General features: G+C 44.7%; 18 protein-coding genes. 6 read left to right on the top strand and 12 right to left on the bottom strand.

All coding sequences use genetic code 11. From position 1 onward, the window contains the following. Nucleotides 1–19 precede the first annotated feature (19 nt). The 5 genes from nhaA to QUF19_RS06440 form a co-directional block, all read right to left on the bottom strand. Nucleotides 20–1,183, bottom strand: coding sequence for a Na+/H+ antiporter NhaA (nhaA, locus tag QUF19_RS06460; RefSeq protein ID WP_029223633.1), 1,164 nt, complete (start codon nt 1,181–1,183; stop codon nt 20–22). Nucleotides 1,184–1,456: 273 nt separating this feature from the next. After that, nucleotides 1,457–2,593, bottom strand: coding sequence for a lipocalin-like domain-containing protein (locus QUF19_RS06455; protein ID WP_286297739.1), 1,137 nt, complete (start codon nt 2,591–2,593; stop codon nt 1,457–1,459). Nucleotides 2,594–2,595: 2 nt separating this feature from the next. Then, nucleotides 2,596–5,049 (bottom strand): ABC transporter permease, encoded by a 2,454-nt coding sequence (locus QUF19_RS06450; protein WP_102439034.1) that lies wholly within the window; start codon nt 5,047–5,049, stop codon nt 2,596–2,598. Further along, nucleotides 5,030–5,701 (bottom strand): ABC transporter ATP-binding protein, encoded by a 672-nt coding sequence (locus QUF19_RS06445; protein WP_017108235.1) that lies wholly within the window; start codon nt 5,699–5,701, stop codon nt 5,030–5,032. The genes QUF19_RS06450 and QUF19_RS06445 overlap by 20 nt, the downstream gene beginning before the upstream one ends. A gap of 122 nt (nt 5,702–5,823) precedes the next feature. Then, nucleotides 5,824–7,197 (bottom strand): MATE family efflux transporter, encoded by a 1,374-nt coding sequence (locus QUF19_RS06440; protein ID WP_286297732.1) that lies wholly within the window; start codon nt 7,195–7,197, stop codon nt 5,824–5,826. A 98-nt stretch (nt 7,198–7,295) separates the two neighbouring features. Between QUF19_RS06440 and QUF19_RS06435 the strand changes: the two genes are divergently transcribed. After that, a complete protein-coding gene (locus QUF19_RS06435) occupies nt 7,296–8,768 on the top strand; it encodes a DUF2867 domain-containing protein (RefSeq protein ID WP_286297730.1) in 1,473 nt (490 codons plus the stop codon). Nucleotides 8,769–8,846: 78 nt separating this feature from the next. On the opposite strand, the gene QUF19_RS06430 is transcribed toward QUF19_RS06435, so the two are convergent. From QUF19_RS06430 to rsuA, 3 genes are all read right to left on the bottom strand, one after another. Then, nucleotides 8,847–9,506, bottom strand: coding sequence for a DUF2913 family protein (locus tag QUF19_RS06430; RefSeq protein WP_017108238.1), 660 nt, complete (start codon nt 9,504–9,506; stop codon nt 8,847–8,849). Then, nucleotides 9,506–10,723 (bottom strand): Bcr/CflA family multidrug efflux MFS transporter, encoded by a 1,218-nt coding sequence (locus tag QUF19_RS06425; protein ID WP_286297724.1) that lies wholly within the window; start codon nt 10,721–10,723, stop codon nt 9,506–9,508. The genes QUF19_RS06430 and QUF19_RS06425 overlap by 1 nt, the downstream gene beginning before the upstream one ends. Nucleotides 10,724–10,938: 215 nt before the next feature. Continuing rightward, complete coding sequence (rsuA, locus tag QUF19_RS06420) at nt 10,939–11,634, bottom strand: 16S rRNA pseudouridine(516) synthase RsuA (RefSeq protein ID WP_009847085.1); 696 nt, start codon at nt 11,632–11,634, stop codon at nt 10,939–10,941. Between the two features lie 97 nt (nt 11,635–11,731). Between rsuA and radD the strand changes: the two genes are divergently transcribed. The 4 genes from radD (at nt 11,732) to QUF19_RS06400 (ending at nt 16,264) form a co-directional block, all read left to right on the top strand. Then, on the top strand, nt 11,732–13,474 hold the full coding sequence (radD, locus tag QUF19_RS06415) for a DNA repair helicase RadD (protein ID WP_286297712.1): 1,743 nt from the start codon (nt 11,732–11,734) through the stop codon (nt 13,472–13,474). A gap of 192 nt (nt 13,475–13,666) precedes the next feature. Then, on the top strand, nt 13,667–14,065 hold the full coding sequence (locus tag QUF19_RS06410) for a PepSY domain-containing protein (RefSeq protein WP_286297708.1): 399 nt from the start codon (nt 13,667–13,669) through the stop codon (nt 14,063–14,065). An 87-nt stretch (nt 14,066–14,152) separates the two neighbouring features. Beyond that, complete coding sequence (locus tag QUF19_RS06405; RefSeq protein ID WP_017111626.1) at nt 14,153–14,812, top strand: response regulator transcription factor; 660 nt, start codon at nt 14,153–14,155, stop codon at nt 14,810–14,812. A gap of 102 nt (nt 14,813–14,914) precedes the next feature. Beyond that, nucleotides 14,915–16,264 carry an ATP-binding protein gene (locus QUF19_RS06400; RefSeq protein WP_286297702.1) on the top strand — a complete coding sequence of 450 codons (1,350 nt, stop codon included), beginning with the start codon at nt 14,915–14,917 and terminating at the stop codon, nt 16,262–16,264. Nucleotides 16,265–16,450: 186 nt separating this feature from the next. Here the strand turns inward: QUF19_RS06400 and QUF19_RS06395 are convergent, their stop codons facing one another. The 3 genes from QUF19_RS06395 to QUF19_RS06385 form a co-directional block, all read right to left on the bottom strand. Next, nucleotides 16,451–16,831, bottom strand: coding sequence for a VOC family protein (locus QUF19_RS06395; protein ID WP_017111624.1), 381 nt, complete (start codon nt 16,829–16,831; stop codon nt 16,451–16,453). A gap of 225 nt (nt 16,832–17,056) precedes the next feature. After that, nucleotides 17,057–18,364, bottom strand: coding sequence for an LssY C-terminal domain-containing protein (locus QUF19_RS06390; RefSeq protein ID WP_286297697.1), 1,308 nt, complete (start codon nt 18,362–18,364; stop codon nt 17,057–17,059). A gap of 14 nt (nt 18,365–18,378) precedes the next feature. Continuing rightward, nucleotides 18,379–19,107: a glycosyltransferase family 2 protein gene (locus QUF19_RS06385; RefSeq protein WP_286297695.1), complete on the bottom strand. Its 729-nt coding sequence runs from the start codon at nt 19,105–19,107 to the stop codon at nt 18,379–18,381. Nucleotides 19,108–19,476: 369 nt separating this feature from the next. On the opposite strand from QUF19_RS06385, the gene rplY reads away from it, so the two are divergent. Next, a complete protein-coding gene (rplY, locus tag QUF19_RS06380) occupies nt 19,477–19,755 on the top strand; it encodes a 50S ribosomal protein L25 (RefSeq protein ID WP_017079048.1) in 279 nt (92 codons plus the stop codon). Between the two features lie 569 nt (nt 19,756–20,324). Here the strand turns inward: rplY and QUF19_RS06375 are convergent. After that, on the bottom strand, nt 20,325–22,901 hold the full coding sequence (locus QUF19_RS06375) for an AAA family ATPase (protein WP_286297684.1): 2,577 nt from the start codon (nt 22,899–22,901) through the stop codon (nt 20,325–20,327). Nucleotides 22,902–23,196: the final 295 nt, after the last annotated feature.

The raw sequence follows: 23,196 nt of genomic DNA, 5'->3' as shown, positions 1-23,196 counted from the left end.
TAAGCGAGCCCGTTACTGATTACAGTTTTACTTCTTGCTGCTTAGTCTTCGGTAAAGAAATACTTAGTAGGAAGTAACCCAGTATTGCTGCTGTCGTAGAGCCCATCAAGATACCTAGTCGAGCGAACGTATCGAATTCTGCGTTCGTTGGACCAAATGCCAGTGAAGAGATAAAGATAGACATTGTAAAGCCGATACCACACAACACAGAGACAGCGAAGATGTTCATGAAGTTCACGCCTTCAGGAAGCTTAGCTATGCCCATTTTCACTGCGCCCCAGCTGAATAAGAATATACCCAGTGGCTTACCAACCAGTAGACCCATCGCGATACCCAAAGGTAGCATTCCGGTTAGGCTTGATAGAGAAATGCCTTCCAATGAAATACCTGCGTTTGCAAATGCAAAGATTGGCAGGATGGCAAAAGCAACGTACGGGTGCAAAGCATGCTCTAGGTGTTTGAGAGGAGAACGTTCCCCTTTGTTGCCCTTGAGTGGAATAGCAAAACCAATCACTACACCAGCCAATGTTGCGTGAACACCAGATTTCAATACTGCGAACCACAGAATTGCACCGACAATCAAATAAACACTCAGCTTCGTCATATGTTTAGCATTCATCATAAACAGGACACCTGTTGCGATAAAGCCAACCGTTAGAGCAAGCGTTGAAAGATCACCTGAGTAGAACAATGCAATGATAACAACAACACCAAGGTCATCGATAATTGCTAGAGCCAGTAGGAACACTTTCAAGCTAACTGGTACACGATTACCAAGTAGTGCCATGATACCCAATGCGAATGCGATATCTGTTGCTGCCGGGATAGCCCAGCCTTGTAATGCTTCTGGGTTACCAGAGTTGAATAGCACGTAAATAAGTGCAGGAGCTAGCATACCGCCCACAGCTGCGATAGCTGGGAAGATTGCTGTCTCTTTAGACTTTAATGCGCCTTCTAAAAGTTCACGCTTAACTTCTAAGCCGATTAGAAGGAAGAAGACAGCCATGAAGCCATCATTAATCCAATGAGATACAGACATACCAAGAACGTAGCTGTGTAGAACGCCTTGATACATTTCGTTCAGTGGTGAGTTTGCTACAAACATTGCGATCGCCGCAGCGATGACTAGTATGATGCCGCCAGCAGATTCCATTTTAAAGAAGTCACGGATGACGTCGGTCATGATTTCGCCCTTATATTTATTATTTAAATAAACGAATAACAAAGAATAACCACGAGTGTATAGACAAGCCCAATCGATAGATAATCACTTCTTTGGATGTTTAACTTCGGTTTTTCCTACAAATACTAAACAATACGTCGTATATTCCATAATGTTTTTACGTATTATGAAATAAGTATAGATGAGAACCCTGAAGCTGTATGCAGATTTAATTCAAGTCTGGAGGGTGCTACGAATATAAAAAAGGCTATCAAATGATAGCCTTAGGTGTATTTAGTAACCAGTGAGTTGCATGAAGCCTGTCGCTTCATGGCTGCCACTTGCCATGATCGGTCCTTCCCAATACGGAATCACAAAAGGAAGCCACATATCTCGGCGTTTGATGCGTGTAGTGAGGTTAATATCATGCCCAGGGACGTTAATTATCCACTGAAGAGGCATTCTTCGCCCATTAAGCAGCGTTGTATTCTGCAAAGGCTTAATAGATATGTCGGATTCAGTCAGCTGAAAAACCTTGCCTGAGCGAGTGGCGAGCGTTCCAAATACATAAGGCATCTGTTGGTTGTGGCGGTAACGATTAACGCTCAATGCTGTGCCGTCATCTAAGTTAAAGACAAACCAATCCCACCCTTGTTGACCCACGCCAACTAAACCGCTTCCCCACTCTTTATGAACCCATGCCGTTCCTTCAACTTCCTTGGCAACGCCATCGAGTTGCAATGTGCCGGTCAAAGATAAAAAAGGAGCGCTGAAATTGTAAGAAGCAACAGGCAATAAATCGTGTTTTTTCTGATAGCCATTGTCGCCATTGAGCACATAAGGCCCTTTCGCAACCGTATCTAACTCGAGACCAAAGGTATCTGTATTCACTTGAAGTCGACCCGGAAACGGCGTGTTACCTAGCGCTCGCCAATTCCAGTTATCAATCCAGATTCTAAAGGGGCTATTCGTCATTCCCGCCTGACCAATACCGCCACGCGCTAAACGCTGCTCTTTCCACACTTTAGAGTCAGAAGAAATGACGACATTTGAAATATAGATTTGTGGGCTTTGCCATCCAGGCGTTTCACGTTCATCCGTTGAGATGCGGAAAAAGCTCCACTGCACCGAATACTTTTTTCCATCACTCCCTTTTAAAGAAGCAAAGTAATGCCACCATTCATGTTGAAATTCAGGGTGGAATTGGAAATCACGCGGTAGAGAAACGCTTCTGTCAGGCAATACAGGCTCAAACACATTAAAGTGCTCACTCACTAATACTGAATTAACCTCGTTAATGCCCTTATCACCTACGTCAACAAAATAGGAATAATAAGCCCACACGCCTAGGAGTGCGCCGAAGAAGCTGATCAGTAGAATAGAAGAGACAAAACGATGTCTTAGTTTTTTTGAGCCATTGCGTTGAAACATAATTAAAGCGCATCCCTCAATGACTTCATCGGCGTATTTCGGATCATTCTCATCACTGGTAAAGCACCAGCGAGCATTAATGCTGCCATCGCCCACGCAAAAGTCACTAAGTAATCCCATGGAATCACTTGTAACTCGAGTGACCACCCAAAAGACTGCTTAATAACGATATCAACGATCAAACTTGCTAACGCTAAACCTAATGGCACAGCAATCAAGGATGAAATGAGTCCGAACACAAACAACTGCAGGCTTCCGGTGAATATCAGCTCTTTGGCTGAGACCCCTAAACAGCGTTGAAGTGAAATATGTCTTTGACGAGAGACTTCACCCGCGACGGTCGCGAAGAAGATACCAAATACCGCAATCACTAAGGTAATGTTGCCCAGCGTATCAGCAATCGCAAAGGTTCTATCGAAGACCCGCATTGCTTGGCTGTGAATATTGTTGTTATCAAAGATACGTTCAGACCCTAGCCTAAACACACTTTCTAAACGACTGCGTAAACCAATGGCATTTACATCGTCTTTTAATATAACGCCTAATCCAACATTGCCCCGGCCTGCAAAGCCATATAACCAATTGCGATGCGACATCATGACCTGATGATATGGATTACCATAATCATAATAAACACCGACAACCTGCCAACCCGAGCCAAGACTGTCGTGCAGATCGATATAATCGCCAGGGCGAATACCCAACTTGAGAGACATTGATTCGCTGATCAACACCCCTTTAGAATGATGTAAATGATACCAATAGTTTGGAATGCCGAGCTTGATGGTCAGCGCTTCTAGCTCACCTTCTGAAGGCCCAGTACTGACCACTTGAATGCTACCCTTGGCAGAAGAGACATCTTTTTCCCAGCGCCACCACACTGAATCAACTTCAGGCTGTTCTGACAACCAGTTACTCATGCGAGCCGCTGCATTGTTGGTCGGATAGATATAAAGGTCTGCGGCCAAACGTTGTGTTAACCATTTATCAGTGGTGTCTCTAAAGCTACCGACCATGGTTTCAACGCCAATATTCGCCGATAACGCCAGCATAAAGGCCATGGTAGCAACACCACGGTAGCTCATACTTGATGCTGCGTCAGCGAAGAACCAACGAGCACGAACCCAGCGTAATGAATAAGACAAGCTATTGAACAGCTTCCACATTAAGAACGGCGTAAACAGAGCTACACTCACGAGCATAAGCGCGATGATAGCAAAGCCAGACTCTTGTGTTTGTGGCGCTTGATAGACAGCTACAGCAGCAACTAAGAAACCACAACCAATCAATGCCTGCCACGTAAATTCCGTACCCGCAAAGCGCATCAAAGATAAGCGTGATGACAAACGAATAGGTTGAGATTTAAGTAAGCGAACCAACGGCCAAGCGCAAGCTAGGAAGGCACCTAGTAAGGCCATCATTAAGCTATAACCGCTCCAGCGCCAATTCCAATTGATGGTTAAACCCACATTGGCATCGTAAAGGTCGCCTAAACTTGAAGAAACTGCCGGTAACAGTTGGTTAGCCAGCATCACACCAAAGATGTTGCCGCACACCCAGCTCACTAGCACTAAGATCAAAAGTTCTAAACATAGCGCTTTAGCCAGTTGCCAACCAGAAACGCCTGTCTGCCTTAATATTCCGACCAATGGCTGACGTTGAATAAATGACAACGACATCGCTTGATAGAAGATAAACAAGCCCACGACAAACGACAGCATACCCATCGCCGTTAGATTTAAGTGGAAAGCACTGGTTAGAGATTCCAATTCAGCTTTAGAACTGCGAGAAATCGTCAGTCCATTAGGCAACATATTCTTAAGGCGTTCTAATTTCTCTGGCGGCATATCTGAACAAGCAATAACAGACAGTCCAGCGCTACGTTTCAACATTCTTAGCAGCGAGATATCCGCGATCAGCCGAGTGCCGTTAATGAGGTTGTTTTGATCAACAACAACAGGCCCAAGTTCAGAGCCATCCAGAAGAGGAATATAGTCACCATTCTTCCATTCCATATGCTCAGCAAGATCATCGCTGACAAGGATTGGGTAAGGTGGCTTCATTAGGTTTAATGTTGTGAGATCTTTTAGCGCAACGCCCGGATGCAACTGAAGCATAGACACAGGGTCCAAGCCAATAAGCATGAAGTTCGCGCCATTTTCATCAGTGATACGGTGGTGGTCAAAAGGAGAACACTGTTGAAAGCCTTCACGGCGTAGCTGGATATAAAAACCTTGAGGGATCTTATTGGCGTTATGTTTGGGACGAATACGGTAAGGAAGAGGATTCGAAAACAGTTTTTCGCCGTGAGCATAACTCTGTTTAGCGTGCTGATTGATTGCGGTAACACCAACCAGTAATGATACGCCGAGGGTTAAACCAAGCCATACCAAAATAATCTGAAGTGGGTAACGTCGATAATGACCGAGTAGCGCTTTAACTACGGGCCATAACATGAAGTTGCCCTCCCTGTAGACGAATACGTCCGTCCATATGCTGTGCCACTTTTTCACTGTGAGTAACAAGCAACAGAGTACATTCCAGCTCACGAGCTAAAGACGTCAGCAAGCGCATTACTGCTTCAGCATTACGCTCATCTAAACTACCTGTAGGCTCATCGGCTAATAGGATTTTAGGTTCCATGTACAAAGCACGAGCAATGGCCGCACGTTGCTGTTGGCCACCAGAAGCTTCTTCAGGATAACGTCCAAGCAAAGGCATAAGGTCTAAAGCAGAAAGGATTTGTCGCCAAAGCCCCTTATCTTCAGGTAAGCCTTTTAATTGACGGCAAAAACGAATGTTGTCGGCAATATTAAGCGTTGGTAGCAAGTTGAATTGCTGGAAGATATGACCAATGTTGTTTCGACGATAAGCAGTACGATTACGTTCTGTCGAATCGTGCATATTGAAGTTTGGGAAAGCGATTTCGCCTGAGTCTGCTAGGTCTAGACCCGCAATAAGATTCAGTAATGTACTTTTACCAGAACCGCTTTCTCCCATTAATGCCAGCTGGTCACCTTGGTTTAATGTTAATTCAGCACCTTGCAAAACAGGGTGAAATTCCCCCCCGTCGACATAGCCTTTACATAGGTCTGACAGCTTTAACATTAAACAGCTCGCATTAGTTAGAATTTGGAAGGAGAATCTACACTAATTCCCTGTTAGGAGGAAGTATTTTGAAAGATAGATCACATGCCAACGATAAAGTGATGCGATTGGTGCGCCCTACTTCAACTTCCTATTAAGTTTTTAATCCATTTTCTTGTTTTCATACGATAAAGTGACCCACCCCACTTAAGCACTTCTTCAGTGAGGAAAAGCAGATAGACCCACTCAGGTGGAAACTTAAGGTAAATAGCGGCAATCGCAGCCAGCGGGATACCGATCACCCACTGAGCAATCACATCTTGATAGAGACAGAACTTCACATCACCGCCGGCTCTCAACACACCAACAATGACCGTCAGCGGTACCGAGCGAATAACAATACCCACGCTGAGAATCAGAATGAACTTCTCTGAAAGCGCTCGGGTTTCTTCTGTCAAAGCGCTAAAGGCGTTCAGTATTGGCGTTTGTACGAAGTAGAGGAAAATCGCGACCACGATACTGGTCAAGAAACACAAAATCGTTAAACCTAGAGCTTGATAGTAAACCGCTTCATTGTTCTTCGCGCCAAGCTGGTTACCCACCAGAACCGCTGCCGCATTCGAAAGGCCAATCAACAAACTCAATGAGATAGACTCAACAGGTGTCATTACTGAAAGTGCAGCTAAGCCTTGGACGCCTGATTGCCCCATTATCGCGTGGTAAGCAAACAAGCCACCAGCCCATGCTAAGAAGTTAAACGTCGTCGGAAGCGATAACTTTAAGAAACGAACCACTTTTTCGATCGAAGCTGCCGCTTTTATATCGCAGAACTTGAAAGCCAAGAGATGCTTTGAACAATAAAGATAGCCAAACAAAGTCGCTACTTCGATTGCACCACTCAACACTGTCGCAATCGCCGCACCTTTGATTCCAAGAGCAGGAAAGCCCAAGTTACCAAAAATCAAAACCCAGTTTAGAAACACATTCGATAGAATTCCGATACCACTAAAGAACGTGCTCAAACCCGGCTTGTGCATCGCTCTTAGGCCTACGGCCATACTGCTGACACAAGACACGGCTAACATGCTAAACGACGTAATCACGATGTAGTCAACACCAAGGGTGATGACTTCTTGTGAGTCGGTCGTCACGCCCATGATTTGGCCTGGGAATGATACAAAGAACACAATAGTCAGCAACGCAAACAACGTAGACACTAACCAAGTTAACGCTGTACTTTCTCTGACGCCCTGCTTATTGCCGGCTCCCCAATATTGCGCAGTCAATAACGCACCACCCGTGGTCACGCCCACCAACATAATGGTCGTGACAAACATAGCTCTACTCGCTACACCCACCGCAGCAATATCAGCTTCACCCAGTTGCCCTAACATCAACACATCCACAAGGCCTCGACTTGAGAACATAATGCTCTGCAAGGTAATAGGCAAAGCAATCGCAATAAGCCTACGAACAAAATCACCTCGAGTGTGATGGATAATTGAAGAGAGCAACATATAGAGAGACCTAAACGGAACGTATTGATGAATAAAGATAAATATCGCGCTATTATATCAATGTTCGGTTTTTAACCACAGATATAAATGGAGTAACAATGAAGAAAGTACTGGTTTTAGGCGCTTCTGGATATGTTGGTTCGCAGCTCCTCCCTCTCCTGCTTGAACAAGGCTATCAAGTCACCGCAGCAGCAAGGCATATCGACTATTTAAAAGCACGAACCGAGCCTCACGATAATCTATCGCTCGTGTATCTTGATCTTGCCGATCAAGCAGCGACTCAAGCGCTCGTCCCTGACTTTGACCTTATTTTCTTTCTGGTGCATGGGATGGCTGAGGGCCACGATTTCATCGACTATGAATTGAATCTGGCGCGCAATTTTATCTCTGCGTTAACTCCGAATAATAAACACGTGATCTATCTAAGTTCGCTTCAACCACAAACGGCGGATTCGGAACATTTACAAGCCCGCAAGCAAACCGGTGACTTATTACGAAAAGGCTCAGTGCCAATAACCGAATTGCAAGCTGGCGTGATTATCGGCCCAGGCTCAGCGGCGTTCGAGATCATGCGAGACTTTGTTTACAACCTACCCATCATGATTGCGCCAAAATGGGTGGATTCCAAAGCGAATCCAATAGCGTTGCAGAACCTCAACCATTACCTACTCAAACTGGCGCAAGACACTCCGACAGAGCACCAAACCTTCGAAGTCGGTGGGCCTGATATTGTCTCTTATCGAAACCAGTTTGCTCATATCGCTAAAACCGCGGACCGCCCTCTTCGACTATGGGCGACATCGCTACTCACACCACAAATTGCGTCTTATTGGTTAGGCGTGGTGACCTCTGTCCCATCAAATATAGGCAGAGCACTTCTCGCGGGCCTTAAGCATGACTTCATTGCTAACTCGACTACCATTAGTGAAAAGTACCCACAAAAGCTGATGTCGTTCGAGCGCATGGTCGAACAAACCATTCACTCTGAAGGCAACTTCGTGAAAAGTAATGTGTGGGGCTTCGATAAAACCGCGTTTAAACGCTGGCAGGCTGGGTATGGTTATTACCCAAAGAAAACCGGAGCCAGTATTACCTCAACGGCATCATTAGAGTCTTTGTGGCAGATTGCACAACAGATAGGAAGCCCGAAGCAAGGTTACTTCTTTGCTAATGCATTGTGGCGTACACGAGAATGGCTCGACCTTTTATTTGGCGGCGGTATTCCGGTTCGACAAATGCCAGAAGGGCCGAATCTAAAAGTCGGTGACAAAATCGATTCATGGAAAGTCATTCGCTGCGAAGAGAACCAGTTTTTGTCTCTGCTTTTTGGAATGAAAGGACCCGGTTTAGGACGCTTAGAAATCACCGTGTCGGATAATGGAGAGTCACGAGAGCTCAATATATCTGCTTGGTGGCACCCGAAAGGCTTTCTAGGTCTACTCTATTGGTTCGCAATGATGCCAGCCCACCTGTTTATCTTTAAAGGCATGGTGAAGGCGATTGAGAAGCAGGCACAAGAGCAGATGCGAGATTCGGGTGACGGGATGCGAAAAGACTTAACAGCAAATTAGCGACATGCTCAGTGAGAGGCAAAAAAGAGCGGATAATTCCGCTCTTCGTATCTCTCATCTCGTATCCCGAATCCGCTACTAGCCGACAACGCTAATTGGGATCTCTGCAAGTTGGTTGCCTTGGTTAGCAGGATACACGATGTATTCACCGTGGTACTTCACCGCTGACTTGTAGTCAGTGACTTTGTGAAGCATGAAACCTGCTTCCATCGCTGCTTGAATAAACTCAGCGTGGTTACCACGAACAAACCAGTTCATTGGCTTAACCATTAGCTCACCGTCGAACGAGTCATCACACTGTTTGCCACAAAGTGCAAAAGAGTGCTCACCATCAGTGAAGAACTGAATTTTGCCGCCAGTCGTCAGCTCATCTTCACTCGATACGCTCCAACCCATCTCGTACATCTTGTCCATAAAGGCTTCAACGTCGCTGTCTTTCAACGCTTTTGGTTCTTCGCCTTCAGGGAAGAATTTACCGTAAAACGCAGAAATACGTTTGAAGGTAAAGGTTAAATCAGAGTTGTTGCCTTTTGAACGACCCTGCTTCTGCCAACGCACCAAATCAGGAACAATCACACGATCATAAGACTGAGCCTTAATCGCTTTCGTCACCCAACGAACCAAATAAAGGTTGTTCGCAATAGGCGCATCAATCGCTTTGCCTGCTTTGTGTAGAGCGTAAAGCTCACCCAATGCATCATTCACTAACTTCTGAATTTCAATATAGTATTTTGACATTATGCCTTCTTTCCTAATGTCCAATATAGTAATGCTGACATTACTGCACACGCAGCCATTACCATAGCCATAGACCCAGCACTGTCACTTGGCAGCATCGCAACGATAGCCCCAACGACAGAACCAGTACCAAATCTTAATGTTCCCGCAAGCGATGAAGCCGTACCTGCCATGTTTGGATAACCACTTAGCAGTAGACCCATAGAGTTACTGCCGATAGTAGAAATGGTGCCAATAAATAGCATCACAAATGGCACAATTCCCCAAAGTCCTAAATCCAACGCCCAACCGACGAGCAAGCCTAACCCAGCCAGTAATTGAATAACCAACGCCGCTCTCAACATCGTATGAGAACCGACCTTCTTAACGATTCGACCATTGATGGTTGTCATCAGGATCATCGCTACGATGTTTAGGCCAAACAGATAACCGAACAAGTCAGGACGTACGCCATAGATATCAATGTAGACAAAAGAGCCTGCGGTTAAGAATGCAAACATCCCAGAGAACGAGAACGCACCCGAGAAAATTAGGCCCATAGCGGTCGAGTTTTTACATAAACGAGCGTAATTACGAATCGTGGTTTTAAAGCGCAATAGTTGACGATTTTCAACAGGCAGAGTCTCAGGGATTTTGATTATCACCGCGAGAATCACGATCACCGCAAAAATAGCCAACACCCAAAAGATTGAACGCCAACCGAACCACAATGCCAAATAGCCGCCAATCATCGGCGCGATAAGTGGCGCAACCGTCATCACTAAGGTAACGAACGACATGGTTCTCGCGAAATCTTCACGGTCGAACATATCACGCACAACCGCTTGAATAATGACCGCCGCCGCCGCACCTGCAAAACCTTGAGCGGTACGAACTAACGTTAGCGCTTCAATGCCATGAGTCGTCGCACTCACGACAGACGCTAGCGCAAAGAAGAATACACCAATCAGTAGAACGGGCTTTCGACCATAACTGTCGGCTAACGGGCCATGTAACAACTGACCCAAAGCGAAGCCTGCGGTGTACGCGGTAAGTGTGATTTGCACTTCCCCTGCTGTCACACCAAGATCTTTGGCGATCGTTGGCATTGCAGGTAGGTACATATCGATGGCGAGTGGTGTTAAAGCACCAATAGCGCCCAGAACCAAAAATAGCATCCAACCTAACTGAGGAGTTTGTGATTGTGAGCTTGGGGTCTGTGAGGTAGACGTTTGCATAACTCTCCGACTAAGTACTAAGTTCTATGTGAGCACGAGCATGCACGCAGCAATATACGAATATACACATAGCCATACACGAACACGCACAGTGATACACGAATATGCGCACACATACATGAACATATAGTAATAATGGCTGAAACTGTCCTAGTACCAGTCAAAAATAATCAGCCGACGCTATCCTTAGTCGGCCACATCTACGGTAGAAAAGATTACTTCCAGATAGAGTCGACTTCTTCTTGTGTTAGGTAACGGTATTCACCCAACTCTAAAGATTCGTCCATCTCGATTTCACCAATACGTTCACGGTGTAGTGCTTCTACCTTGTTACCAAGAGCTGCAAACATGCGTTTTACTTGATGGTATTTGCCTTCGTGAATCGTTAGTAACACTTCACGCTCTGCACGTACTTCAAGGTGTGCTGGAAGTGTTAGGCCGTCTTCGCTCTTAAGCTGGATGCCCTCTTTGAACTTTTCAACGTAATCGTCTTCAACAGGTTCAACCAACCACACTCGGTACATCTTCTCGCACTTATGCTTTGGCGACGTAATACGATGAGACCACTTACCGTCGTCTGTCATTAAGACAAGACCTGTAGTATCAACATCTAAACGACCTGCAAAGTGCAACTTATCCATTTTGATTTCATCGAGTAGTTCAAACGCAGTACGATTTGAACCATCTTCATGCGAACAAACAAAACCTTCTGGCTTGTAAAGCATGATGTAACGCGGGCCGTGAACATTCAGTTCATTGCCTTGCCATTCCACAACGCACTCTTCAGTTACCTTAAGTGAGCCGCTTTTTTGAATGACATCATTTACTGTTACTGCTTTTGATTTTAATAAGTGTGTTGCTTCTCTTCGAGTGACGCCTAATGCATCGCACAGAAATTTATCTAAACGCATGAATACCTCAACTAATCTAAGTCGGGTATTATAGTCACCTTTGCTCAATTAGTTGAGCTATTTCACACTATTTGTTTTTCATTTTACAAGACACGATATGTATACACTCCGCCCGTACCAAGCTGACTCAGTAAAATCAGTGATTCATTACTTCAGAAAACACCAAACACCGGCTGTTCTTGTGTTGCCGACAGGCGCTGGAAAAAGCCTTGTGATTGCAGAACTAGCAAGGCTTGCTAAAGGTCGAGTTCTAGTGCTTGCTCACGTAAAAGAGCTCGTTGAGCAAAACCATGAAAAATATGAAGGTTATGGGCTAAAAGGTTCAATTTTCTCTGCCGGTTTAGGGCGTAAAGAGACCGACCAACAAGTAGTGTTTGCTTCAGTTCAATCCGTGGTTCGAAACCTCGATTCATTCTCCAATCAATTCTCGTTATTGGTTATCGATGAATGCCACCGCGTGCCAGATGAAAAGACCAGTAGCTATCAAAAAGTGATCACTCACTTACGTGAGAATAATTCGGGCATAAAGGTGCTTGGATTGACCGCGACGCCTTATCGTCTTGGTATGGGGTGGCTTTACCAATATCACACCCGTGGCCAAGTTCGATCTGAAGAACCTCGTTTTTTCAGAGACTGTATTTTCGAACTCCCGATTCGCTACTTGTTGGACGAAGGCTTTCTCACACCAGCTCGAATGATCGATGCGCCCGTATTGAGCTACGACTTCTCTCAATTAAAACCAGCAAGTACAGGTCGATACAAAGAAGCCGAACTCGATATGGTGATCGAGCAGTCTAAACGAGCCACCCCACAAATTGTCGACCAAATCATTGAACTGGCCAAAGACAAACTCGGCATCATGGTATTCGCTGCGACGGTTAGACACGCACAAGAGATCCTTGGCTTACTACCGGAAGGTGAATCATCAATTGTAATCGGCGACACGCCTACGCTAGAGCGCGACCAAATCATTAACGATTTCAAAGAACGTAAAATCAAGTTCTTGGTTAACGTATCGGTATTAACCACAGGTTTTGATGCGCCGCATGTCGATTTAATCGCGATTCTACGCCCAACTGAATCTATTAGTTTGTACCAACAAATCGTCGGCCGTGGCCTGCGCTTGTCTCCAGGTAAAAAAGAGTGTTTAGTGCTCGACTATGCAGGCAACAGTTACGACCTTTATCAACCTGAAGTGGGCGACCCAAAACCCGATTCTGACAGTGAAATCATCACCATTCCCTGCCCTGCTTGCGGCTTCAATAATAACTTTTGGGGCAAGCTAGACAGCAATGGATTCTTACTCGAACACTTTGGCCGTAAATGCCAAGGTTACTTTACCGATGAAGACACAGGGGAACGCGAGCACTGTAACTATCGTTTTCGCGCTAAGTACTGTGGTGAATGCGGCGCAGACAACGACATCGCCGCGCGTATTTGTCATGAGTGCGATGCCACCTTAGTTGACCCAGATAAAAAGCTGAAAGAAGCATTAAACCTAAAAGATGCGTTGGTGTTTGAGTGTTTAGAGATGGACCTTAACGTTCTCAAGGACGACAAAGGCAAGTCGCAACTTAAGGTTACCTACCGCGGTGAGAACCAAGCACAAGTGCATGAGTTCTGGTCATTGACCACCAAGAAACAGAAGCAGAACTTTAAGGACCAGTTTGTTCGCCCTCACCTTGCCGACCGACACCGACCATTTGAAGAAGCTTCACCAAGTAAAGTGGTTGCTCACCAACATCGATTCCGCCCACCTCAATTCGTGATTGCGCGTAAAGTGGGACGCTTTTGGAAAATGAGAGACAAGATATTCGAAGACGAGCTACAGCAGCGTTAAGGTTAAGTATAAGTATAAGTATAAAGATAAGTATTACGTTCTTAACACTCGGCAGTTAGTCTTCATTTATCAGGCCTTCCGCTATTAAGCGTTCAGTTTTTAGGTATCAAATTCTCATTATTAATCAGGTTCACTTTCTGTTCAGAATTACTTTTTTATACTGAACGCTATCAACCTTCTCTAGGATTCGCTATGTTTAGTAAAGCTATGATTTCTTTGTTTTCTATAAGCTTAGGCTTATTTGTTTCTGCTGGTGCATGGGCCGACTCACATCATAACGGCCACGACTTAGTGCAAGATGTTCATAAAGCAGGAACTCGTATCGAATTTGAAGAAGATCAAGACGAAGTCTACGAAGCGGTACGCGAAGGCTATATTCGCCCTTTCTCAGAAATGTATGCGGCCGTTGAGAACGATCTTCATGGTCGAATCATTAAAGTAGAACTAGAAGAAGACGATGATATTTGGGTTTATGAACTAAAAATTAATTACCAAAACAACATCATCAAAGTCGAATACAACGCCGAAACGTTAGAGATGCTCATGATTAAAGGCCGAAACTTTAAAGACGCAATTAAACACGACGAATAATTAAGGGCGCAACTTTAAAGATACTATTAATCACGACGAGCAATTAAGCACCGCGAACAGTCATTACAAGAATTAAGAAGAACAATTATGAAAATTTTAGTCGTTGAAGACGAACCTCGCTTGGGCCAACAAATTCTAGAAACCCTTGAGGGAGCCGACTGGGTTCCAGAGCTTTCTCAAGACGGTATCGACGCACTCTACCGTGCAACATCGGAAGAGTGGGATGCCATAGTTCTCGACCTAGGCTTACCGAAGCTGGATGGCTTAACCGTGTTGAAAGGCATTCGAGACGAAAATATCAATACACCAGTCGTTATCTTAAGTGCGCGTGACACTCTTACTCAGCGTGTAGAAGGCTTGAACGCAGGCGCAGATGATTACCTAACAAAGCCGTTTGAAATGGTTGAGTTAATTGCTCGTATTCGTGCGCAATTACGTCGCGCGTCTGGTAGCGCTGCTCCTGTTCTTCAAATTGGTGATTTAAGCCTAGACACTCGCAGCTCTAAAGTACTTTGGCAAGGTCAGGCAGTAAGCCTAACGGCATTGGAATACAAGGTGGTTGCTTACTTCATGCATAACCAGAACAAGGTTATCTCACGCACAGAATTGGTGGAACATATCTACAAGCAAGATTTCGACCGTGACTCTAATACTGTGGAAGTTTTCATCGGCCGTATCCGTAAAAAAATCGCACCAAAGATCATCAAAACCGTTCGTGGCCTTGGCTACCAACTCAATGCTGAATAGTGCTGTATTTAATTAAGCTAAGAGCAATCTCCAATTAATGGACAGCCTGTGCTGTTCGTCGTTGTTCTCATAACAAGATGAGCAAAGACAGGCTGGTAACGTATGAATCTTAAAAAAAGAACGCTTAAAAACATCAGTCTAAAAAGCCGCTTGCTCCTCGCTGCGGCTTTTTGGTTAGGTGCCATGATATTAGCGGCGGGTATCGGTATACCAAAGCTGGTTAATGATTATCTTGTCGACGATATGAAGCAACAACTCAGCCTCACCATGGACGAGCTAACCGCCAATATCGAAACCAACTCAAATGGCAATCTAATCATGGCTGAGCGCCTGTCTGACCCTAGGTTTAACCAACCTTACAGTGGCCTTTATTGGCGTGCGGCGACTCAAGAACAGATCATTCGTTCTCGCTCTCTGTGGGACAAAGACCTCACCATCAAACGCTCGCCGATTCACACATCCATCAAAGGGCCAGAGAAAGAAAGACTGATTTATATTGAGCAAGATATCTACCTACCTGAGCTCACTGACCCTATCACGATCACCATAGGTATTGATGAGGATCCATTAGAATCGACCCTTACCGAGCTGACCAGCCAAGTATGGTTAATTCTGATGCTATTGTTTGTTGGTGTACTTATGTTGATTGGTATTCAAGTCAGCTGGTCGCTATTGCCACTGAGCAAAATGCAGCGTGAACTGGTGATGTTGAGAAAAGGCGAACAACAAGGGTTAAGCGATAACTACCCGAAAGAAGTTTCTCCCTTAGTTTCTGACCTCAATGCCCTACTCTTTCATTACCAAGAGTTACTGGAACGAGCGCGTAACCACGCGGGTAACTTATCTCATGCGTTAAAAACACCGTTATCGGTTCTGAAAAACGAAATCGAAATGCTGCCAGACAACGAGAAGAAACTGTTACAGCAACCGATTCATCAAATTCAAAGTCAAATCGATTACCATCTTGGCCGTGCACGCATGGCGGGGGCGATGAACATCCTTTCAGTGAAGTCATCGCCTTGTGAGCGCGTTGAAGCTATCGCGATGGCATTTGATAAGGTTTACGCGGCTAACGATGTCACCATGATAAATGAGCTGGATTCAGAGCTTGAGGTCGCAGTAGAAAAAACCGACCTTGATGAGATGGTCGGTAACCTGCTTGAAAACAGCTACAAGTGGGCAGGCAGTATTATTCGCGTACACGCCAATGAGCTTGCCGACGGTAATGTCGAATTGATTATTGAAGATGACGGTAAAGGCATCCCAGAAGAGAAGCTCGAACAGGTAACTAAGCGAGGCGTACGTCTTGACGAAACCACACCAGGTACAGGCTTAGGGCTTAACATCGTGAATGAGATGGCACACAGCTATCGTGGCAGCTTAACTCTAGGCAAAAGTTCAATGGGTGGCTTGAAAGCCTCTCTCGTTCTTAAAGTGTCTAAAGTCGTATAAAGCTCTTAATCGGAACATAAAAGCTAAGCGGTACATAAAAGTGGGAGTTTGCACAATTTGGCAAACTCCTGCTTTTTTCTACCAATACACCGTTGTATTGAGCGGCTACATCTTCAACATAACCAGCACGTCCATGGTCAGTCCGACCTTATTCAATCCGATCATAGTCATTCCAACCATCGCCAGTCATTGCATGGAGTGAAGCCCTATCATGTTGCCTTCACTATCACTCACAATACTGATAAAACCATGCTGGCCAATCGCCATTTTCGGCACTTGTAAAGCACCGCCGTTTTCAGCGGCTCGACTAGCTTCTGTCGCACAATCCTCACAAGAGAAATAGACCATTGTACTGTTGCCGCCAGCTTTGACATGAGACATATAACACAGCGCACCTGTAGCGCCGTAGCTGTCCATATCACAAGGGAACACCCACATTTCAACATCCATTCCAGCTTCAACATCTAGCTTATCAAGAGTGACATTAAACACAGCCTCGTAAAAAGCCTTCGCTCGCATCATATCGTCGACGTAAATTTCAAACCAACCAATCGGATTCATTTGCATAACTTTGTCCTTAGCTTGTGCTTCTTAATAGCACCTTATTAGCATAGACAAAGGCAGAGATATTATTGCGGAACAAGGACTTTGATTTGGAACTCAACAGTGGTGAATATCCCACTGAGCATGATGTTAAGAAGGGTTCAAACAAGGCTCAATGGGAACATTCCAAGAATCAATGGGATAACCGGAGAAGAGGAAGAATTGAGTGTTATGTGTTGGTTCGGGGGTCTATATATCATTGGCTGCAACATCCAGTTTCTGTTCGTCAAAACCATAGGAACTCGCACCAATCATGAGTATGTTGCCGTCGGTATAATAGTCATTGTTATCATTCATCACCTCAGCCTTGGCAAGTGGCAAATTCGCGATGCCTAGACTCGGATTAATCGATTTAATCTGTTCTGCCAATCTATCGCGCTCTTCATCCACATTGGGATCAACCCGATGAAGAATGGTGACAATACCAGAGTACGGGGTCACTTTAAGACCATCATCGTAGCTGATTGCGCCTAACCACTTAGGTCGATTGCTATTATGATCAAGCCCTGCATTCCACCAACGAATATGGCTTCTTTTCATCAGATTCCCCGGCAGTTGAAAAGCCATATCCTGCGGCTTGTTTTGCCAGTACAAATCAGACACTGGCGGCGTCTTCTCTTTCAACAATGCGAGATAACCTGTCCATTCAATCTCATTACGAGAGAAGGTTTGATTCTCTATCCAACCGAGCTGATTCATCAATTCACGCGGTGACTCCCCAACGTAAACAACATTAATCGCTTGCGCGTCATAAATTGGAGACAGGCCGGGAAATGCCTTATATGTCACTTGCTCAAGGTCTATAGAAGCGACCTCTTCAGATATTTGCTGAGTTAAAAAATCATCCGCTTTCCAAAAGAAATGCGCGTAATTAGCGTATACAACCGATGCTAACAACAAGGCACTCGATTTCAGCATCAGGTGTCGCCATTTCATTCTATAACCGATAATCGTGACGACTAAAACGGCAAATGCGCCAAGTAGTAAGCTTTGGTGTTCAGCGAGGAATATCTTAACGCTGTTGAGCAAAGGAAAGCTCTCGACGCCATGCGCCAATAACATACCCCAAGCGATAAATTGTCCGCCGCCAAGAATGAGCCCAAACAAAGCTAATACGCTAAAACTACGCCACGGTACACGGTGAGAACCGGCAATGAATGGCACAACCCATGCAATAGGCCCTAACAGACGGGCGAATACTATGAGATAGGTTCCCTTACGAGCAATTAAGTATCGACAACGCGCAATCAGCCTTCTGGTTTTAGGGCGGAACTTGATCAGTTTACGCTGTGCTTTTGCGCCGTATCGGTAACCAATCAAATAACTCAACTGATCACCCAATAGGCCGCCAAACATCACAAACACCAGCGCAGACCAAACCCCTGAATACGCTTGGTACCCCGCTGCGATAAAGAAGGGCTCACCGGGCACAAACAAGTTGGGGCCAATCAACGCATCACCTAAAGCCCCTAAGAAAAGTCCTATTCCTTCAAACATTTCAACCCCAACGCTTATTGCTCGTTATAGTGTCCGAACTTGTATTTCATTTTATTGTTACGCATCTCACCAGAGAAAAAGCGTCGTACATTGGCTTTCAAATACGTCATACCCGTTTTCATGATCCCATCTTGATCAAGCCTTCTAGGGTCGAATCCAAAAGTCATGTTAAGGAAGCGAAAACGCCAAGTCTTGCTGGCTCTTTTCACGTAATCACAATCTTCACAAAGGACGATAGCTTCATCAAAGCCACCTATCTCTTGATGCACTCGTTTGGTCGAGAAAATACAAGCACCAACCGCTGTTGGAAAAAAGTATTGGGTTGTAAGCAAACCTGCGTTGAACAGCCCGTAACCTAATTTATGCACCAAAGGTAACCCTTTAGAGCTCATGTATACGCCAGCCACTTCCAGCTTTCTTTCATCAAGCTCATAGAGCGCTTTTGCTAAGAAGTTTCGAGGCAAACTGACATCGGCATCTAGGAATAGGATTCTCGAATGCTTAGCCAAAGAAGCGCCAGTGTTTCGCCCTAAGCTCACGCCACGCTCTTCCATATGATGCACAGTCAGCTCTGGCAAGGCGCTTTCATAAGCCTGAGCGACTTCTCTGGTGTTATCTTCACTGTTGGAGTCGACGACAATCACTTCGAACTCTTGGTGGGTTTGCACACTCAACTCTTCCATCAAGCGACCAATTCGTTTCTCTTCGTTTAATGTAATAACGACAATGCTTACTGGTTCCATAACTTCACCTATTCATTCTGCTGTTTGATTAGCATTAAGAATAACTAACCAAGCCTTAACCAAGTCTTAGGCGAACATTCATTTTCCGTTCATTAACTTGATGATTTAGCAGCACTATAAATAGATAAGATTGGCAATCTAAAAGGCGATAAAATGGGGTAAATAAGAGTTAGTGAACGTTTTATCTCCAAACGAATCATTTATCGAAGGAAATTCACTTTGAGATGGGCTTCTGACTTGCTCAGATTTGAATGTGATGTTAGTATCCGCGCTCGCTTAAGCATGAACTCGTTTATGCATAAGCTTTACCACATACTCAAGGTCGCATTGAGGTGTGAAGTTAATTTTTACTAATTTGAGAGTAAAACTATGAAATTTGAAGCAGTAGTACGTACTGAACTAGGTAAAGGTGCGAGCCGCCGCCTACGTCACGCTGGTAAATTCCCAGCTGTAATCTACGGTGGCGAAGCAGCAGCTGTAGCTATCGAACTTGTTCACGCTGAAGTGATCAACCAAATGGATAAGCCTGAATTCTACGAAGCAATCACTCTACTGATTGACGGCGCAGAAGTTAAGGTTAAGCCGCAAGACGTTCAACGTCACGCGTTCAAGCCTAAAGTTGAGCACATGGACTTCATCCGTATCTAATTCCCTACCAAGGAATAAGATTGGATAATTCCAAGCCTTCTGCATAGAAAAGACTATCGATCTTACCAGTCGAGAAATCTAGAAATTCGAAACCCCGATGCTACCAACATCGGGGTTTCACCGTTTTTGAGCCATCAAAAACGTCGTAAATCTCGCTCAATACACTGAAAATAATCAACTTTCCCCTTCCCCACTTTATTCCAATATTGCTTGGGTGGATTAAGGGTGGACGAAAGGTGGACTTATACAGTAGTTTTTCTTGGTTAAAATACTAGGCGCATTTCAAGCCAAATTCAACTATCGGAAAACTGTCTAAGTCGTTTCTGGCCAGAAATGTGCCAATGACTTTGCTACTTAGCAATGCAAGAATAACTAAAAGTGTGGAAAGTTACCGAACTTGGCATAAGGTATTGACTATACAGAGCAAGCCTGCGGCTATGTAGGCAAGCAGAAGTATATTTTGTTTTGGTTTCCGGTTTTATTCCATTAGTTGATAGAAACTTTTTAGAAGACTGAGGTTAGGGGCTAGAATAATTAAAGCGCCTCCAGTAAGACGCTTTATTGTTACTTTAGTTACGACGCTTCTTCAGAGCTTTGAAATATGCGTCCAAAGCGTTCACATCCTTCTCAAATTCACTCGCTCGTGGGCAGTCAACTGCCAACCCAGTCGCATTGTCATGACCGCACATGTAAGTACTGCACTTTGACATCGCAGCATTGATAATATCGTTATCCTCAGATGTAACGTCGCCGACAATCTCTTTCAAGCTTTGAGTCTTAACCGCTCGCCCAAATCGCTCAACAACCTTTCTTAGTAGCCACTCTTCTACAAGACGTTCATAGGTTTCGCGCATCAAACCATAGCCATGCTTGACGTTCATTTCGTAACTGAAATCACCTGATGTTTCCATCTTTTTGAGTTTAGGAGCCAAGTTCTTCAACTCACCAACTCGAGCGCTTGTATTCTTAGCGTCCCACGGCGGTTCTTGGAATGGGTAACCGGCTACATCACCTAATTTTCGGATAGAAATTACATCCAATTTAGCTTGAGCTACCCCAGTGGACTCCTCTAGCATTTTCAAGAACGACATGTCGTGCGTAAACACGATAACCTGTCGCGTTAAAGCTTCTTGAGCTATACGATTTGCAAACATACGGCGCCATCTGTGATCCAGCGAGTTAATCGGATCATCGAAGATGATGGCTGATCTCCTGTCATCTACAGTAAGTTCGGCTAAGAAACTGGCTAAAGCAACACACTTTTGCTCACCTTCACTTGCTACATCCGAGATTCCATTAGGTTTGTCTGTTAAGCGAATCTTCAGCATTTGCTTACCGCGATGCCCGCGAGTCACGGTACCCACATTGAAGCTGTCAAAGTTTAGCTTCTCCAACTCCGCACTGAATGCAGTTTGCAGAGCACCTACGGCGCCACTATTCGCAATAGCGTTAGTTTGAGTGGTGATAGAAGTCGACTGACAAGAACCGCTCAGGCTGTTGTATAGAGCGAGCGCCTGCAAACGACCTATCTCACTCATTACATTCTGTTTAGCTGCGGTGAAGGCTTTTCTGTCTTCAAGCTCTTGGAGCTGAGCCGTTATGTCTGAAATTTTCTTAGCCAAGCCTTCGTTCGTTGCAACTTCAGTTTCTTTCATCTTCCAAGAAGCGAGCTGAGCAGTAATCCAGTCAACACCCTTGAAATCGACCTTGACTGAAGTAAAGTCCGGTTCGCTCTTAATTAGGTTATCGCGAAGAGTCTCAAGGTTTGCATTCAGTGTGATGATGCTCTCCGCATACTCAGCTTTGTAGTCGCGGATCATGCTTAAAGCTAGTTCATACGGTTTTAGATCGAAGTTGAGGGTCTTCAGGTTTGCAATGTAAGCGTCAAATGTTCCCTTCGCTTTCTTGGCTTCGACCTGAGTTTGGTCTTTCAAGTAGTCATCAAACGATTTCAGCTTAGCTTCAGTTTCTCCCGAGATAGATTGGAGACACGTAGGACATGATGAACCTTCATTTGGTGGAAATGCCAGCGTATTATTGTGGGTCTTAACAAATGTCTTAATGTGGGACCACATAAGCGCCCATTCTTGTGAACAGATACCGACAAGGTCATGTCCTTCAACAGCCTGACTGCGAGCAAACTCAGCCGCGCCTTGCTTTGTTTTATAGTCATCGTAAGAAGCCTTGATTAAATCGAAACGTTCTTGCTCTAACTTATCTTTTACCTTCACCAAGTGAACAAGCAGCGGCTGTAAACCTTTGCACTTGTCACTGTAACCTTTACGAAGCTGCTCTGGCGTACTAGTTCTTAGTTTCGTTAGTTCTTCAATAAGAGCAGGGATCGACTCTTCTGTTTCTTTATCTATACAAAGCGCGTTTACATCTTCAGGCTTTGTATTTGCCGACAAGGTCGAGACCAAAGCGAGAGCTTTACCACCAGGTTTAAAGTTTGGCAATGGACAAGATGACACATATGGTCTCTTCTCGTTCTCGTTTTCAGCACGCACAAATTCACAGGCACGCATAAGCTGCGCCAGGAGCTTCATTCCTACAGGCTTGTACTCAATAGTATCTTCACCAGAAATGTAGTGAGCGGCAGAGGTGTTGTCGAAGATTCGAATAGACTTTAGGTCTTCTCGAGAGGCAGCAGACAGAGCCCACTCCACATAATGCTGTTCTTCCGCAATGACAATCGAAAGTTCAGCAGAAGGGTCTCCAGATTTATCATTATATATGTTAGGTAGGATGTTAGGGGTATCACCACGAGTTAAGCAGGCGTTTTTAAGGATTTTTGCATAACTAGACTTGCCAGAGCCGTTGTCACCATATACCGCAGTCAGGCCTTCTGTTTTGAATTCCAGCAAGGCATCAGAAACCAATGCTGATACATGATTTACTTTGCCAATACTCTTTAAGGTTACAGCCTGTACTTCTTCACCAAAACCGGTAAGGTCTAGTGGCGCAATATAGTCTGAGTATGATTCATCCTGGGTCTCTAGGTCATGTTCCATTTTGGCAACAGTAAATAGAATCTGTAAGTCATCGCCTCCTAATTCACCTTTCTCAATAGCTAACCTGATGGCATGGCGCCACCACAGATTCTTTTTCAACTTGTTAGCCCAGCTCACAACGCTTTCAATCGACATACTATTCCTCAATGCGCATATTGCATTAGAGAAATATATAATTTTTCAAATCAGCGTCAATCTGTAATAGAAAAAAACGTTATCAGAACAATACTTTATTTTATGTTAGAAGCTACTCAATTGCTTTGGTTGAGAGTAAAGTTACTTTTCTAGCCTAGTAAACTGTTTAGATAAATACTTCTAAATCGTTTTGTCAAGAGCCTTCACAATGTGGCACTTCGAAGCCCAGAAGTGCCACATTGTGTATCTCGGGGTAATCCCCCCCCCCACCAAAAAAAAACATTTATCTTACTTA

It is taken from the genome of Vibrio sp. FE10 (assembly GCF_030297155.1).
Lineage (GTDB): Bacteria > Pseudomonadota > Gammaproteobacteria > Enterobacterales > Vibrionaceae > Vibrio > Vibrio apostichopi.
The sequence above is the reverse complement of the archived record's forward strand: the minus strand, read 5'-3'. Positions and strand labels throughout refer to the sequence as shown.

Coding starts and splice junctions, on each gene's coding strand:
- rsuA (WP_009847085.1), bottom strand. CDS start 11,634: ATGCGTTTAGATAAATTTCTGTGCGATGCATTAGGCGTCACTCGAAGA.
- QUF19_RS06405 (WP_017111626.1), top strand. CDS start 14,153: ATGAAAATTTTAGTCGTTGAAGACGAACCTCGCTTGGGCCAACAAATT.
- rplY (WP_017079048.1), top strand. CDS start 19,477: ATGAAATTTGAAGCAGTAGTACGTACTGAACTAGGTAAAGGTGCGAGC.
- radD (WP_286297712.1), top strand. CDS start 11,732: ATGTATACACTCCGCCCGTACCAAGCTGACTCAGTAAAATCAGTGATT.
- QUF19_RS06455 (WP_286297739.1), bottom strand. CDS start 2,593: ATGTTTCAACGCAATGGCTCAAAAAAACTAAGACATCGTTTTGTCTCT.
- QUF19_RS06410 (WP_286297708.1), top strand. CDS start 13,667: ATGTTTAGTAAAGCTATGATTTCTTTGTTTTCTATAAGCTTAGGCTTA.
- QUF19_RS06435 (WP_286297730.1), top strand. CDS start 7,296: ATGAAGAAAGTACTGGTTTTAGGCGCTTCTGGATATGTTGGTTCGCAG.
- QUF19_RS06450 (WP_102439034.1), bottom strand. CDS start 5,049: ATGTTATGGCCCGTAGTTAAAGCGCTACTCGGTCATTATCGACGTTAC.
- QUF19_RS06440 (WP_286297732.1), bottom strand. CDS start 7,197: ATGTTGCTCTCTTCAATTATCCATCACACTCGAGGTGATTTTGTTCGT.
- QUF19_RS06395 (WP_017111624.1), bottom strand. CDS start 16,831: ATGCAAATGAATCCGATTGGTTGGTTTGAAATTTACGTCGACGATATG.
- QUF19_RS06425 (WP_286297724.1), bottom strand. CDS start 10,723: ATGCAAACGTCTACCTCACAGACCCCAAGCTCACAATCACAAACTCCT.
- QUF19_RS06430 (WP_017108238.1), bottom strand. CDS start 9,506: ATGTCAAAATACTATATTGAAATTCAGAAGTTAGTGAATGATGCATTG.
- QUF19_RS06385 (WP_286297695.1), bottom strand. CDS start 19,107: ATGGAACCAGTAAGCATTGTCGTTATTACATTAAACGAAGAGAAACGA.
- QUF19_RS06445 (WP_017108235.1), bottom strand. CDS start 5,701: ATGTTAAAGCTGTCAGACCTATGTAAAGGCTATGTCGACGGGGGGGAA.
- QUF19_RS06400 (WP_286297702.1), top strand. CDS start 14,915: ATGAATCTTAAAAAAAGAACGCTTAAAAACATCAGTCTAAAAAGCCGC.
- QUF19_RS06375 (WP_286297684.1), bottom strand. CDS start 22,901: ATGTCGATTGAAAGCGTTGTGAGCTGGGCTAACAAGTTGAAAAAGAAT.
- QUF19_RS06390 (WP_286297697.1), bottom strand. CDS start 18,364: ATGTTTGAAGGAATAGGACTTTTCTTAGGGGCTTTAGGTGATGCGTTG.
- nhaA (WP_029223633.1), bottom strand. CDS start 1,183: ATGACCGACGTCATCCGTGACTTCTTTAAAATGGAATCTGCTGGCGGC.